The 14,108-nt window shown below is 60.1% G+C and carries 14 protein-coding genes; 7 read left to right on the top strand and 7 right to left on the bottom strand.

The window, feature by feature from the left end; all coding sequences use genetic code 11:
• Positions 1–37: 37 nt before the first annotated feature.
• The 5 genes from HY028_04770 to HY028_04750 all read right to left on the bottom strand — a co-directional run bounded on the left by HY028_04770 (position 38) and on the right by HY028_04750 (position 4,599).
• Positions 38–157, bottom strand: a complete 120-nt coding sequence (locus HY028_04770; protein MBI3344159.1) for a DUF3641 domain-containing protein — start codon at positions 155–157, stop codon at positions 38–40.
• A gap of 132 nt (positions 158–289) precedes the next feature.
• Entirely contained in the window at positions 290–1,252 is a 963-nt protein-coding gene (gene arsS, locus HY028_04765; GenBank protein ID MBI3344158.1) for an arsenosugar biosynthesis radical SAM protein ArsS, read from the bottom strand.
• 4 nt (positions 1,253–1,256) lie between these two features.
• Positions 1,257–2,339 carry an inorganic phosphate transporter gene (locus HY028_04760; protein MBI3344157.1) on the bottom strand — a complete coding sequence of 361 codons (1,083 nt, stop codon included), beginning with the start codon at positions 2,337–2,339 and terminating at the stop codon, positions 1,257–1,259.
• Positions 2,339–3,070: a TVP38/TMEM64 family protein gene (locus HY028_04755; protein ID MBI3344156.1), complete on the bottom strand. Its 732-nt coding sequence runs from the start codon at positions 3,068–3,070 to the stop codon at positions 2,339–2,341. The genes HY028_04760 and HY028_04755 overlap by 1 nt, the downstream gene beginning before the upstream one ends.
• A 116-nt stretch (positions 3,071–3,186) precedes the next feature.
• Positions 3,187–4,599 (bottom strand): amino acid permease, encoded by a 1,413-nt coding sequence (locus HY028_04750; GenBank protein MBI3344155.1) that lies wholly within the window; start codon positions 4,597–4,599, stop codon positions 3,187–3,189.
• Between the two features lie 155 nt (positions 4,600–4,754).
• Here HY028_04750 and HY028_04745 point away from each other — a divergent pair, with 155 nt between their 5' ends.
• On the top strand, positions 4,755–4,997 hold the full coding sequence (locus HY028_04745) for a hypothetical protein (protein MBI3344154.1): 243 nt from the start codon (positions 4,755–4,757) through the stop codon (positions 4,995–4,997).
• Between the two features lie 55 nt (positions 4,998–5,052).
• A complete protein-coding gene (gene trxB, locus HY028_04740) occupies positions 5,053–6,006 on the top strand; it encodes a thioredoxin-disulfide reductase (protein MBI3344153.1) in 954 nt (317 codons plus the stop codon).
• On the opposite strand, the gene HY028_04735 is transcribed toward trxB, so the two are convergent.
• Positions 5,998–6,519 (bottom strand): DUF2062 domain-containing protein, encoded by a 522-nt coding sequence (locus HY028_04735; GenBank protein ID MBI3344152.1) that lies wholly within the window; start codon positions 6,517–6,519, stop codon positions 5,998–6,000. The genes trxB and HY028_04735 overlap by 9 nt on opposite strands.
• 63 nt (positions 6,520–6,582) lie before the next feature.
• Here HY028_04735 and HY028_04730 point away from each other — a divergent pair, with 63 nt between their 5' ends.
• From HY028_04730 to HY028_04710, 5 genes are all read left to right on the top strand, one after another.
• The gene (locus HY028_04730) at positions 6,583–8,304 is read left to right on the top strand and encodes an alpha-amylase (GenBank protein MBI3344151.1); all 1,722 of its coding nucleotides are present in this window, start codon (positions 6,583–6,585) and stop codon (positions 8,302–8,304) included.
• A gap of 46 nt (positions 8,305–8,350) precedes the next feature.
• Positions 8,351–10,597, top strand: coding sequence for a DNA internalization-related competence protein ComEC/Rec2 (locus HY028_04725; protein MBI3344150.1), 2,247 nt, complete (start codon positions 8,351–8,353; stop codon positions 10,595–10,597).
• 115 nt (positions 10,598–10,712) lie between these two features.
• Positions 10,713–12,785 (top strand): carbon starvation protein A, encoded by a 2,073-nt coding sequence (locus tag HY028_04720; protein ID MBI3344149.1) that lies wholly within the window; start codon positions 10,713–10,715, stop codon positions 12,783–12,785.
• A gap of 3 nt (positions 12,786–12,788) precedes the next feature.
• Entirely contained in the window at positions 12,789–12,971 is a 183-nt protein-coding gene (locus HY028_04715) for a YbdD/YjiX family protein (protein ID MBI3344148.1), read from the top strand.
• Between the two features lie 31 nt (positions 12,972–13,002).
• Positions 13,003–13,737, top strand: a complete 735-nt coding sequence (locus HY028_04710; protein MBI3344147.1) for a sulfite exporter TauE/SafE family protein — start codon at positions 13,003–13,005, stop codon at positions 13,735–13,737.
• A 28-nt stretch (positions 13,738–13,765) separates the two neighbouring features.
• On the opposite strand, the gene HY028_04705 is transcribed toward HY028_04710, so the two are convergent.
• The gene (locus HY028_04705) at positions 13,766–13,984 is read right to left on the bottom strand and encodes a type II toxin-antitoxin system RelE/ParE family toxin (GenBank protein ID MBI3344146.1); all 219 of its coding nucleotides are present in this window, start codon (positions 13,982–13,984) and stop codon (positions 13,766–13,768) included.
• Positions 13,985–14,108: the final 124 nt, after the last annotated feature.

Genomic DNA, 14,108 nt, shown 5'->3' with positions numbered 1-14,108 from the left:
TTTTGTTTTCCTCCGCGTCCTCCGCGGTGAATCGTTTTTAATTTAACGCCCCACCGCAACTGCTCCCCTGCCCGGCCGTGCAGCCGTAGCAGTGATTCTTGACCACGATGCCGCGGCCTTCCAGTTGGTAGGGTGGGCACGTTGTTTGTGCCCACATGTCAACTGCATATGATTCCGTGTGGGCACAAACAACGTGCCCACCCTACACACTGCGTTCACCGCAGAGGACACAAAGAGATAACATCAAAATCATTTTGTTTTCCTCCGCGTCCTCCGCGGTGAATCGTTTTTAATTTAACGCCCCACCGCAACTGCTCCCCTGCCCGGCCGTGCAGCCGTAGCAGTGATTCTTGACCACGATGCCGCGGCCTTCCAGATTGACCTTCATCAGCTCGCGCAGGTGTACGCGCGGCTTGCCGTTCAAACGCAGCGGGAGCTTCAGCATCTGGTTAAAATCGCAATCGTACACATAGCCTCGCCAATCCACGCTGATGAGCGAGCGACACATCACAGTTTCGAGATTGGCATCCTGATGCGCGCCGCGCAATAAGTCCATATAGCCGTCAAATTGCCCTCTGGAAACCAGCGTGCTGCCGAAGCGTTGGATGGGCATATTGGCGAGGCTGAACAGATGATTGAAAACGACACTATAGTGCTCGCCGAGATATTTCTTATAGTCCTGCTCCAGCGCCTGTTGCGGCGGCGGCAATGACGGACCCAACGGGTTATAGACCAGATTCAAGATAAGACCACTGCCGGGCCGGCCATAGCCCAGGCTGTTGAGCATGCGCAAGACCCGTATGCTGGCCTGAAACACGCCGTCGCCGCGCTGGCTGTTCACATTCTCTTCCAGATAACAAGGCAGCGAGGCGGTAATCTCCACCTGGTGCTCGGCCAGGAACCGCGCCGTATCCTCATGCCCAGGTAGTTCCAGCACGGTGAGGTTACAGCGGTCTATGACCCTCACACCCAGGTCACACGCGCCACGCACCAGATACTTGAAGTCCGGGTTCATTTCAGGCGCACCGCCTGTGAGATCCAAAGCGCTCATTCTGGTAGCACGCAGATAATCCAGCACGCAGTCCACGGTGTCGCGCTGCATGATCTCCTTGCGGGTGGGGCCGGCGTTCACATGGCAGTGCACGCAGGCTTGATTACACAGATAACCCAGATTGACTTGCAAGGTTTCCAGTTTCCCGCGGCGCAAGGCGGGAAAGTCGGTGACTTCGAGCAGTGGCAGGGTGGCGCGCATGGCGCTAAGCCCAGCGTGACAGCCAAACCGTTGCGGCGGCCAGCAGGGCGGCCACCGGAAGGGTAATCACCCAGCCGAACAGAATGAGCTTCAAGGCATCGGCTTGATCCGGTTTCACGCCCTCGCCCCAGCGGATACCCATCAAGGCGCCGGTGCTCACATGCGTGGTGGAAACCGGCAGGCCCAACGGCGTGGCGGCGAGCACCAGGAAGGAGGTGCCGACGTTGGCGACCAGGCCGGTGCGGGTGTCCATGGGTGTGACGCGGTGCGCCAGCACCTGCAATACCCTGAAACCGCCCCACACGCTGCCCAAGCCCATGAACAGGGTCACCGCGACGATCGGCCAGACGGCGTTGTATTGAACAACAGCGGCGGGCAGGCTGGGCGCCAGCGCTGTCACCAGAACCAGAAAGGCGGCGATCTTGGGCACGTCATTCAAGCCGCGCGCAAAACTGGTCGCGCCGCTGGAGAGCCAGTGCAACCCGATCCAGATGCGCTGCACCCAAGGCAAGGGTAACTGTTCGGCGTTTTGCGCGCAGACGAACGGATTTTTTTGCCACGCCTCTTGGTCACAGCAGCCCGGGCTCCAGGCCGGGATCATTTTTTCCACAAATCTTGCCGTCAGCAACAGTCCCCAGCAAAGCGCAACGGCAATCACCGGACTCACCAGCAAGGGCAACAGGGCCTTATTGGCGATGGCGGCGGTACGCAGCCCTTCCGGCCCTGCCAACACCAGGGCCGCGCCCACCACGCCACCGAGCAGGGCGTGCGTGGTGGAGACCGGCAAACCTAAGCGCGTGGCCGTGAACACCCAACCGGCCGCACCCACCATTACCCCGGCCACGAAGGTGAGGCTCACCGGAAATCCGGACGCCAGAAATCCCTTGCTGAAGGTACTGACCAAGGCGCCGCCCCACACCAACGCGGCCAAACCGCCCAACAGGGTGCACAAGGTCCCCCACACAATCGCGCGCCGCGCGCCCGTCACGCCGCCGCCGGTGAGCGTAGCGACACCCTTGGCGACGTCATTGGCGCCATTGGCCCAGGCCAGGGCCAGTACTAACAATGCAATCAACAGTAAGGTCATCATCGAGAATCCGGGCGGATAGCAGCCACTTTTTTCGTTTTCAATCTTTTGATGGCCACCGGCGCCAGGGCAAGCACCCCCAATAAGGCGAAAGCGCCCAGCGTTTCAGCGGATATCAGTTGTCCGGCAGAGTCTATACGCCCCAAAGACTGTCCCAGATTCGCGAAGACAAAACTGCCTGGGATGATGCCGATGGCGGTGGCGGTCACATACGTACGCAGTTTGATCGGTGTGAAGGCGGGCGCCAGGTTGACGAGCCAGAAGGGAAACAGCGGCACCAAACGCAGGAACAGCAAATAACTGAAGGCATGTTCCTTGAAACCCTCAATCATTTTTTTGGCGAGCCCCCCCGCCTTGCGCTCTGCGGCCTCGGCGAACAGGTAACGCGCGGCCAGAAACACCAAGGCAGCGCCCAGCGTGGCGGAAAACACGATGACGATGGCGCCCACCCAGCGGCCGAATAAAAAGCCCATCGCCAGAGAAAGCACCACCGCGCCCGGGATGCTCAATGCGGTGGCGGCCGCATAGATGAATGCGCTGAGCAGCAACATAGTAAAGTAATGATGCTCGGTATAGCTTAACAACTCGGCGCGGTGGAGTTTGAGAGTCTCGAGATTCAGCCATGTATTGCCGCCCAGCGCGAAAAACGCGGCAAAACCGGCGGCAAAAATGAGCAGGATGAGCAGCTTGGGCCAACGTGCGGCCGATCGAGCGCCCTGCATTTCCGGCATCGTGGTCACCGTATGGAAAAGATTGTCATTACCGGATAACTATAATCTCTGTAGGCCGGCCAGTCCTCACAAAACCGTCACATTTGCAGCGGAATTTGCAAAGCGTTTTTCTACGCTTACGTTTGTTGGGTGAGATTTGCCAGCCGGCTGTTGCGCATGGAGTAGACAAAATAAAAGATAATGCCGATCAGCATCCAGATCCCGAAGCGCTTCCAGGTAACGTGCGGCAAACTGGCCAACAGCACGCCGCAGGAAAGTATCCCCGAAACCGGTATCAGCGGATGGTAGGGCGTCTTGAAGGGGCGCGTCAGATTGGGTCGTGTATAGCGCAATACGATGGCGCCGATACAAACCATGACGAAAGCGCTCAGGGTGCCTATATTCACCAGCTCGGCGAGATCGCCCAGCGGCACGAAGCCCGCCGTCAGGGCGATGAGGGCGCCGCACAAAACAATGACCCGCACCGGCGTTTGGGTGCTGGCGTTCACCGCGCCGAAAAACGGCGGCAGCAGGCCGTCGCGCGACATGGCGAAGAAGATGCGCGTGAGCCCGTAGTACAACACCAGCATCACGGTGGTGAGGCCGGTGATGACGCCGGTCGCAATCAGGGCCGAGGCCCAATTGATCCCTAACAACTGCATGGCGTACGCCACCGGCGAGGAGACGTTGAGATCTTTATAGGAAACGATGCCGGTCAACAGGCCCGACACCACGACGTATATCACGGTGCAGATGGCGAGAGAGGCGAGAAGGCCGATTGGCACGTCTCGCTGCGGATTCCTGGCCTCCTCGGCCGCGGTGGTGACAGCGTCGAAGCCGATGTAGGCGAAGAACACGATAGCCGCGCCCGCCAACACCCCCACCGGTTTACCTTCGGCGCCTGCGTTGAACCAACCGAAGGGCATGAACGGGTCCCATAAAGCGGGGTTGACGTGAAATACCGCAACGCCGATAAACACGGTGATGGTGAGCAGCTTGACGAACACCAGCACGGTATTGAATTGCGAACTTTGCCTGACGCCGATGATGAGCAATATCGAAAGCGCGACGACGATCCCCGCCGCCGGCAGATTGATAATACCGCCCTGACTGGGCGCGTGCGTCAGGACGTCCGGCAACGGCAGCCCGACAGCGGTCAGGGCGTTGTTAAAATAGCCCGACCAGCCGTTGGCCACGGCCGCGGTCGCCACGCCGTATTCGAGGATCAACATCCAGCCCACCAGCCAGGCGACCAGTTCCCCCAGCGCGGCGTAGCTATAGCCATAAACGCTGCCACATCCCCCAAGACTCGCGGCCAGCTCCGCGTAGGCCAGCGCCGCAAAGGCGCAGGCGATACCTGACACCACGAACGACAGAACGACCGCAGGCCCTGACATAGTAGCCGCGGCGATGCCGGTGAGCACGAAGATACCGGTGCCGATGATGGCGCCGATGCCGAGGAAGGTGAGATCGAAGGCGCTCAAGGCGCGCTTCAGGCCGCTATCGCAAAAATCTTCGTGTGTGGTCATCCGGGTGCGAAAGATCTGCATGGCGAAGCTCCTGGGCGTGGGTGCGATTCATTCGCACGGCAGTAGTGTATGCCGCCAGACCCGCCCTGGGAAGACGCCGGTAATAGTAGGGCCGAATTCATTCGGCCGGACAAACTCAAGTTTCTTTAGGGCCCGCCGTTATTCTCTTTAGATACATGCCCATGAATACCGATCGCATTAAAATCGAAATTCACCGCGTTACCGGCAGCCGGAGCGATGAAGTTCGCATGCGCGACGCACTGGCCGGGCTGGAGGACTACGTCAACCAGTTCGCCCTGCGTCCCAGTCCGAGTTTCTTCACCGAGATTACGATAAATCCCCGGGAACCACGCGATTCCGCTACTAACCCTGGTGTCCGCCCACGGATGTACGCCCTTGCCGGAGGACGTCAAAACTAGAAACTCCCGCCATTCGCGTTTATTATGCGTCATTCCACATCTGGAACCTTGACGCATGAACGCCCCCAAACATTGCCGTTTACTCATCCTCGGCTCCGGCCCGGCCGGCTACACCGCGGCCATTTACGCTGCGCGCGCCAATCTCAACCCGGTGCTGGTCACCGGCCTCGAACAGGGCGGCCAGCTCATGACCACCACCGACGTGGACAACTGGCCGGGCGACGTGCATGGCCTGCAAGGCCCGGCGCTGATGGAGCGGATGCGCGAGCATGCCGAACGCTTTCACACCGAGATCATCTTCGACCACATCAATAAGGCCGAACTGCAACAACGCCCGTTCCGGCTCACCGGCGACAGTGGCGTCTACACCTCCGACGCGCTCATCATTGCCACCGGCGCATCGGCGATGTACCTGGGCCTGCCGTCGGAAGAGGCCTACAAAGGCCGCGGTGTGTCGGGTTGCGCCACCTGCGACGGCTTTTTTTATAAGGGCAAGAAGGTCGCGGTGATCGGCGGCGGCAACACCGCGGTCGAAGAGGCGCTCTATCTTTCCAGCATCGCCTCCCACGTCACCGTGGTGCACCGGCGCGACAAGTTCAAGGCGGAGAAGATTCTGATCGCCCAGCTACTCAAAAAAACCGGGAGCGGCAATATCAGCATCATCTGGAACAGCACGCTGGACGAGGTGCTGGGCAACGACAGCGGCGTGACCGGCATGCGCGTCAAGAACATCAAGGACAACAGCGTACACACTCACGAGGCCGAGGGGATTTTCATCGCCATCGGCCACAAGCCGAACACGGCGCTCTTCGAGGGACAACTCGAGATGAACTACGGCTATATCAAGGTCAAGAGCGGCGCCGAAGGCAACGCCACCGCAACCAGCATCCACGGCGTGTTCGCGGCCGGCGACGTGACGGATCACGTCTATCGGCAGGCCATCACCTCGGCGGGCTCGGGCTGCATGGCGGCGCTCGATGCCGAGAAATATCTCGACGGTTTAGGGTGACCTCCGGCGCAGCTTGCGCCGCTTCCAGTCACGGATGACGTGCACGCGCCACAGGGCGTGCACCAAAAAATAGCCTGTAACCGCCGATACGGCCGAGACGACGAACGATCCCAGCACAAAGGGTTGCCAGATCCACGTAAACTCGGTCACCAGCCATTCCCAGGTCGGCTCGAAGGCGATGTCGTGCACGGGCAGACCCAACAGCAGACCTCCCAGTTTATAGGCGAAATAGCTGATGGGGGCGATGGTAAAGGGGTTGGTAATCCATACCAGCGCCACGGCAACCGGCATATTAAACTTGAAGATCACCGAGCATACCGCGGCCGGGAGCATTTGAAAGGGCATGGGTACGAAGGCCATAAACAGGCCGATCGCCGCGCCGCCGGCCACGGAGCGCCGATTGAGATGCCACAATCTGGGGTTATGCAGCCATTTTCCTAGAAACTGCAAATTTTTATGGCTGCGGATCTGGTCCGTATCGGAAATAAAGCGTTTAATCAATTTTCTTGCCATAGGTGAATTATAGCGTATATTTTGAAACTCCTCCCTTGAGAGCTTACGCCGAGGAGATATGCGATGGCCACTCCACTCAGGTCTGTAACAGAACTGGATTTTAGCCCTCCCGACGACGCGTTTCCTTCCCCGCCCGACTGGCGCGATCTGTTTATTTATTTTCTGCTGGTGGACCGCTTCGACAATAATCAACACAACACCCCCGCGTATGACCCCGCCGGCACCCCCAGAGGGCGCGATGCCGGGCAAGGAAAGGTGTTTCAGGGCGGCAATTTGAAGGGTGTGCTGCGCCGTCTCGATTACATTGAGGGGCTCGGGGCCAATGCCATTTGGCTCAGCCCGGTCTTCAAAAACCGCAGCGAGTTCAACGACAGCTACCACGGCTATGGCATCCAGGATTTTCTCGAGGTGGATAAACGGTTTGGCAGCGCACAGGATTTACGCGATCTGGTGCAGCAGGCCCACGCCAGGGGACTGTATGTCATCCTCGACGTCATCATCAACCACACCGGCGACAACTGGGCCTATCCCGGCGACCATCCCTATTATTACTGGAAAGACGCGCCGGGGCCGTTTGAATTCGGCGGATGGCGCGAGGGCGATCCCGCGCCCGGATTGCAGGGTGACGACGCCGTATGGCCGGAGGAACTGCAAAGGGCGGAATGCTATAAACGCCGCGGGCAGATACGCGATTGGCAAGACCCGGGCGAGGCAGTGAACGGTGATTTCCTGAGCCTCAAAGAGCTGGATATCAACCGGCCTGAGGTGCTGGATGCGCTCATCAAGGTCTACAAATATTGGATCGCCTTCGCCGACGTTGACGGTTACCGTCTTGATACCGTGAAGCACGTCGAAAGCGGCGCCACGGCGATCTTTTGCAACGCCATCCGCGAATACGCCAAACGCATCGGTAAACAGAACTTTTTTATTTTTGGTGAAGTGGTGGCCGATGACCTCACCCTGGAACGTTACATAGGGCGTAACAGCCGCATCGAAGGCACCACCGAGCGATTTCCCTCGCTCGACGCCTGTCTGGATTTCCCGCTTTATTTTGTCCTGGAAGAAGCGATCAAAGGCTTTAGCAATCCCACCGTGCTGCGAGAACGTTACGAGCGTTTCCAGACCTTATATGCCGATCACGGCGCCGCGGGACAGTATTTCGTCACCTTCGTGGACAACCACGATCAAATGGCGCGTCCTTACCGCCGCTTCATGCACGGCAATCCCCATACCCGACAGGCGATCCTCGCCATAGGATACTTGCTGACTTCGCGCGGAGTGCCGTGTGTCTATTATGGTACGGAACAGGGTTTCGACGGCGGCGGTGACCGCGACCACGAGGTGCGCGAGTGCATGTTCGGCGGCCGGTGGGGCGCATTCAACACCACGGGTCACCATTTCTTCAACACCGCTCACCCTATCTACCAGGCGATTGCAGAGATCGCCGGCTTGCGAAAAAGCGAACCCGCATTGCGTTACGGGAGGCAATACTTCCGCGAGATCTCGGGCAACGGCGACGATTTCGGCCACCCTCTCGATGGCCGTTGCACGCTCGCCTATTCGCGCATTCTCGATGACACGGAAATTCTCGTTGCGCTCAATCTGGACAGTCAACCGCGCCAGGATTATGTTACGGTTGATTTTCATCTAAACCCGCAGGGACACACCTTGACCCGTCTCCTCATGCCCGGGCAGAATCTGAGCGTCGAACGCCGCGGCGGGCGCCATGCGGTAAGAGTCCCGTTGCAAGGCCATGAGATGGCGCTATTCAAACACGTAGCCTAGGGGGTTACCCATCGTACTTCACGCCCTCGCCTTTCTGGCGGGCATCATGCTGGTGCAGCAGCTTCCCGGTCTGCCCTCGCTGTGGTGGGCGTTGCCGATCGTCCCGTTGACGGCGCTGGCGGCATGGCGGCGTGCGTTTGCAGTGCCCTTGATCTTCGTGGCCGGGGTCCTGTGGGTCACCCTGCAAGCGGGCCTCATCTTACAAGACAGTCTCCCGCAAGAATTGGAGGGCAAGGATCTCCGGGTGGAAGGCACGATCGCCGATCTGCCCAAAGACCTGGAACGCGGCTTCAGCACTGAGTTCGACGTAGCGCGCGCAAAGCTCGGTGATGAGCCGGTAACAATCCCTCGCAAAATCCGGCTCAATATCTCCGACCCGGAACTGCACCCCCGCGTCGGAGACGAATGGGGATTCCTGGTGCGTCTCAAACGACCGCACGGTTTTCAAAATCCCGGCGGCTTCGACTATGAAGGTCACCTGTTCAGCGAACGCATCCGCGCCACCGGTTATGTCCGCGCGGATCAAGCACCCAGGCTGATCGCATCGAATCTTTACTCCTATCCGACCGGGCGTTTCCGGCAATGGCTGGGCGAGCGCATCCACGCCGCGCTGGCGCAAAGCCCGATGGCCGGGCTCATCACCGCCTTCGCCAATGGCGACCAGGGCGGCGTCAGCGATGCGCAGTGGGAAGTGTTGCGGCGCACCGGCACTACGCATCTGGTCGCCATCTCCGGCATGAATATCGGCCTCGTCGCAGGGATTGTGTATTTTTTGGTGCGCTGGCTGTGGGCGATCCCCGGCTACCCCGTGCTGCGCCTGCCGGCGCAGAAGGCCGCCGCGGTGGTCGCGCTGGCGGCGGCGGTGTTCTATTCCGCGCTGGCGGGCTTCGCCATTCCCACCCAGCGCGCGATAATTATGCTGGCGGTGGTGCTCGGCGCGATACTGCTCAATCGTGCCGTGCGGCCGCCGCAACTGCTGGCCACCGCCTTGCTGCTGGTGCTGATCTACGATCCGCTCGCCGTCATGTCCACCGGCTTTTGGCTGTCGTTTGCCTCGGTCGCGGTCATCCTGTTCTCGGTACAAGGCCGCGTGCGCGAGGCGAAATGGAAACAGTGGGGACGCCTGCAATGGGTGGTCGCCGTCGGCCTCTTGCCCCTGTTGCTGCTGCTGTTTCAGCAGACCTCCCTGTCCGGCCCGTTCGCCAACATGCTGGCCATCCCCGTGATCGAGTCGCTGGTCATCCCGGTCACCCTGTTGGGCGCGCTGTGCGCCGTGTTGCTGCCGCAGATTATTTCATCGCTATTGTTTCAGTTCGCCGCCCGGGTGATGGAGCTATTGTGGATAGCATTGGAGTATCTCTCCGGACTGAACTACAGCCTGTGGGTGCAGCACGCGCCGGTGTCGTGGGCCTTACCCGTCGGCCTGATCGGCATGGTGTGGCTGTTGATGCCGCGCGGCTGGCCCGCGCGTTGGGTGGGGATGGTCGGTCTGCTGCCGCTGTTTCTGCTACGCCCGCCCGGGCCCTCAGCGGGTGAGGTCTGGTTTACACTGCTCGACGTGGGCCAAGGTCTCGCCGCCGTCGTGCGCACCCATCGGCACGCATTGATATTTGATACCGGCGCCCGCTTCAGCGCCCGTTTCGACGCTGGCCGCGCGGTGCTCGTTCCCTATCTGCGCGCGACCGGCGTGGACGATCTCGATGTCCTGCTGGTGAGCCACGGCGATAACGATCACATCGGAGGTGCACAGTCGTTGCTGGCCGCGTTTCCGGCGAAACACATCCTGAGCGGCGTCCCGGAACGCCTGCCCGGCGCCGAACAGTGTCACGCCGGACAAACCTGGCGTTGGGATGACGTGGATTTCACCCTCCTCAACCCGCCGGAGGAAACGAGTTTTCGCGGCAACGATGCCGGCTGTGCGCTCCTCGTCACCAGCCGCCACGGCACGCTGCTGCTCCCCGCCGACATCGAGGCCGAGGCGGAGCGGTCATTGCTGGAAGCCTGGAACGGCGGTCTGCACGCCGACGTATTGGTCGCCCCGCATCACGGCAGCAAGACTTCATCAACCGAAGCCTTTATTGACGCCGTGCAACCGCAACTCACTCTATTGCCGACCGGCTACCGCAACCGTTATAAGCATCCCCACCCCCTAGTCGTGGAGCGTTACCAGCAGCGCGGCGTACGCCTGCTCGATTCACCCGCCTCCGGCGCCATCACCGTCAAAATGGGAACTCGGGGCATGACGGTCTCCCGCTATCGCCAGGATGCGAAACGTTACTGGTTTACTGAGTAACAGAGTAAAGATACAAGATACAAGGTACAAAGAGTCGTTGCCTTAGTATTCTTTTCTCTTTTCTCTTTTCTCTTGTATCTTGCATCTTGTATCTTGTATCTTTATCACGATAATTATGCCTAAAACCATACCCACTCTTCTTGCCTGGTTATTGATCGCCCTACTCGGCGCCTCCGCCGTCGGCGGCATTGCGCTTCATCGCGGCGAGGCGATTAACGCGACCTGGTTCATCGTTGCGGCGCTGTGCGTGTATGCCATCGGCTACCGTTTTTACAGCGCCTGGATCGCAGCGAAGGCGCTGGCGCTTGACGAAACGCGCGCCACGCCCGCCGAGTGCAACGACGACGGACGCGACTTCGTACCAACCCATCGTTGGATCGTGTTCGGCCACCACTTCGCCGCCATCGCAGGTCCCGGGCCATTGGTCGGCCCCACCCTCGCCGCCCAGTTTGGTTATTTGCCCGGCACACTGTGGATTTTGTTTGGCGCGGTGCTGGGCGGCTGTGTGCAGGACATGGTCACACTGTTTTTCTCCACACGGCGCAACGCCAGAAGTCTCGGCCAGATGGCGCGCGACGAATTGGGCGCGGTCGGCGGCGCCGCGGCGTTGATCGGCACCTTGCTGATTATGGTGATTCTGATCGCGGTGCTCGGGCTGGTCATCGTCAACGCCATGAAACACAGCCCGTGGGCTACCTCCACGGTGTTCGCCACGATCCCCATCGCCGTCCTGACCGGCCTTTACCTGCGCCACGTCCGGCCGGGCCGGGTACTGGAGGCCACGTTGATCGGCGTCGCCCTGCTGCTGTTCGCCGTGGTGGGGGGCGGCTGGATAGACCACAGCGAAACCTTACGCGGTTACTTCGACATGGAAGGTCTGACGCTCGCCTGGTTTGTCATCGGCTACGGTTTTCTCGCCGCCATCCTGCCCGTGTGGCTGTTGCTCGCGCCGCGCGATTACCTGTCCACGTTCATGAAACTCGGCACCGTGATGCTGCTGGCCATCGCCATCGTGATGCTGCGCCCGGACATTAAAATGCCCGCGCTTACGCAATTTGTAGACGGCAGCGGCCCGATTTTCGGCGGCGCGTTGTTTCCGTTCGTATTCATCACCGTCGCCTGCGGTGCGGTGTCCGGCTTTCATTCCCTGATCGCCTCAGGCACCACACCGAAACTGATCTGTAACGAGCGCGACATCCGCATGATCGGCTACGGCGGCATGTTGCTGGAATCGTTCGTCGCCATCATGGCGATGATCGCCGCCACCGTGCTCGACCCCGGCGTGTATTTCGCCATCAACAGCCCCGCCGGCATCGTCGGCAAGGAGGCCGCGGACGCAGTCGCCAAAATATCCTCATGGGGTTTCGCGGTCACGGTGGAACAAATGAACGAACTCGCGCGGCAAATGGGCGAGGCGACGCTGTTCGCCCGCACCGGCGGCGCGCCCTCGCTCGCGGTCGGCATGGCGAGCATCTTCGGCAGCGCCTTCGGCCAAGGCCTGCTCGCCATGTGGTATCACTTCGCCATCATGTTCGAGGCGGTGTTTATTTTAACGACGCTCGACGCCGGCACCCGCGTGGGGCGCTTCATGCTGCAAGACCTGCTGGGCAATATTTGGCAACCGATGGGACGCACGGCGTGGTATCCGTCCGTGCTCATCACCAGCGCCGCCATCGTCGCCGCGTGGGGGTATTTTTTATACATCGGCATCATTGACCCGAACGGCGGCGTGAATATCCTGTGGCCGCTGTTCGGCATGTCCAATCAAATGCTCGCGGGCATCGCGCTGTCGGTCGCCACCGGCATTTTGATCAAATCGGGAAAACTGAAATACGCCTGGGTCACGGGTTTGCCACTCACCTGGCTGGTCATCGTTACCACCAGCGCGGCGTGGCAGAAGATCATGAGCGAGGATGTGCGCATCGGCTTTTTCGCCGCCGCCAACGACATGGCCGGCAAACTCGCCGCCGGGATACTGCCACCCGACAAGGCCGCCGTTGCGCCGCATCTTATCTTTAATCAGCAACTGGACGGCTGGCTCACTCTGTTTTTTGTGCTAGTGTTGTGGATCGTGGTGCTCGACATGCTGCGCGTCGTGGCGCGTCATTTAAGCGGCAAACCGGTGCTGCCCGTCACCGAGTCACCGCACATACCGAGCCGCCTGGTCGGAGACTGGGTGCGGGATTGAGTGATGCTGGGAGAAAAAATTTCAGCTTTCTTCAAGGTTATCCGCCAACTCAGCGGCGACGATGCCTACGAGCGTTATCTTGCGCATCACAGCCAGGCGCACCCCACTGAAACGCCGCTCGGCCGGAGTGATTTTTTCAAACACGAACAGGAGCGCAAATGGAACGGCGTGCGGCGTTGTTGCTGAGACAATTTGTCATCGCCCTGTCGGTCCGGCTGTGCACACCGACTCGCTCATTTTAGCCATCCTGATCTTCGCCGCCGCGCTGCTGTATTCTTCGGTCGGTCACGGCGGCGCGTCCGGTTACCTGGCGGCGATGGCCTTATTCGGCCTGGCGCCCGAAGCGATGAAACCGGCCGCCTTGTCACTCAATATCTGCGTCTCGCTGATCGCCACCTGGCGTTTCTCGCGGGCCGGTTATTTTAGCTGGCCGCTGTTTTGGCCGTTCGCCGCGAGCGCCGTGCCGTTTGCCTTTTTGGGCGGCGCACTCACCCTGCCCGATCAGTTCTATAAACCCATAGTAGGCACGGTGCTGATCTTCGCCGCCTACCGTTTATTTCGCCATTCCCCCGCAACCGGTACGGCGACCCGGCCGGTCTCGCTGCCCATCGCCGTTGCCTCCGGCTCGGGTATCGGCCTGTTATCCGGCTTGACCGGCGTCGGCGGCGGTATCTTTCTCAGCCCGCTGCTGCTGTTCATGCGCTGGGCCGACGTGCGGCACACCTCGGCAGTTGCCGCTCCTTTCATCCTGGCCAAGTCAATAGCCGGACTGCTGGGCCACCTAACCAGCGTAAAATACATTCCCGCGCCCATAGTCTGGTGGGTGCCGGCCGCGATATTGGGCGGCTTTATCGGCGCCGAACTGGGCAGCCGGCGTCTGGCCAGCCCTATTCTGCGCCGCCTGCTCGCCGTGGTGCTGGTCATCGCCGGAGTAAAACTTATCGTCACCTAAAGGGCACCTCTAAACCACGACTATCCGGCTAAACCGGATAATCCAGCTCACGTTGGCGCCGGATGGCGAGAATGCGAATCAGGTTCTGCCGGGGCAGGAAGCGGTAAAGCGCAATATAGCCGGTTTTACCATAGGAAATAACCAACTCGCGCACGTTCCCTTCGACGCGTCTGCCTATCAGGGGATGATTCGATAAGGTTTCAACGGCTTCGCGGATGGCGGCCGCCGACGCTAGAGCATTTTTGATTTAAGCACATACATATCCAGAAGACGCAAAATAGTTTTTGCATTCGTCTAGCGAGAACGCATCAAGGAGTTTTCCGATTTCATCCCACAAATCGCTGACTGTACGTTTGGCGGCCTTGCGCAAT

It is taken from the genome of Gammaproteobacteria bacterium, assembly GCA_016195665.1.
Taxonomy (GTDB): domain Bacteria; phylum Pseudomonadota; class Gammaproteobacteria; order SURF-13; family SURF-13; genus JACPZD01.
Note: the sequence above shows the minus strand (reverse complement) of the source record. Positions and strands in the feature narration are given on the sequence as shown.

Bases quoted from the DNA above. Each gene is read 5' to 3' on its own strand.
- HY028_04770 (MBI3344159.1), bottom strand. From the start codon at position 157: ATGTGGGCACAAACAACGTGCCCACCCTACCAACTGGAAGGCCGCGGC.
- arsS (MBI3344158.1), bottom strand. From the start codon at position 1,252: ATGCGCGCCACCCTGCCACTGCTCGAAGTCACCGACTTTCCCGCCTTG.
- HY028_04760 (MBI3344157.1), bottom strand. From the start codon at position 2,339: ATGACCTTACTGTTGATTGCATTGTTAGTACTGGCCCTGGCCTGGGCC.
- HY028_04755 (MBI3344156.1), bottom strand. From the start codon at position 3,070: ATGCCGGAAATGCAGGGCGCTCGATCGGCCGCACGTTGGCCCAAGCTG.
- HY028_04750 (MBI3344155.1), bottom strand. From the start codon at position 4,599: ATGCAGATCTTTCGCACCCGGATGACCACACACGAAGATTTTTGCGAT.
- HY028_04745 (MBI3344154.1), top strand. From the start codon at position 4,755: ATGCCCATGAATACCGATCGCATTAAAATCGAAATTCACCGCGTTACC.
- trxB (MBI3344153.1), top strand. From the start codon at position 5,053: ATGAACGCCCCCAAACATTGCCGTTTACTCATCCTCGGCTCCGGCCCG.
- HY028_04735 (MBI3344152.1), bottom strand. From the start codon at position 6,519: ATGGCAAGAAAATTGATTAAACGCTTTATTTCCGATACGGACCAGATC.
- HY028_04730 (MBI3344151.1), top strand. From the start codon at position 6,583: ATGGCCACTCCACTCAGGTCTGTAACAGAACTGGATTTTAGCCCTCCC.
- HY028_04725 (MBI3344150.1), top strand. From the start codon at position 8,351: ATGCTGGTGCAGCAGCTTCCCGGTCTGCCCTCGCTGTGGTGGGCGTTG.
- HY028_04720 (MBI3344149.1), top strand. From the start codon at position 10,713: ATGCCTAAAACCATACCCACTCTTCTTGCCTGGTTATTGATCGCCCTA.
- HY028_04715 (MBI3344148.1), top strand. From the start codon at position 12,789: ATGCTGGGAGAAAAAATTTCAGCTTTCTTCAAGGTTATCCGCCAACTC.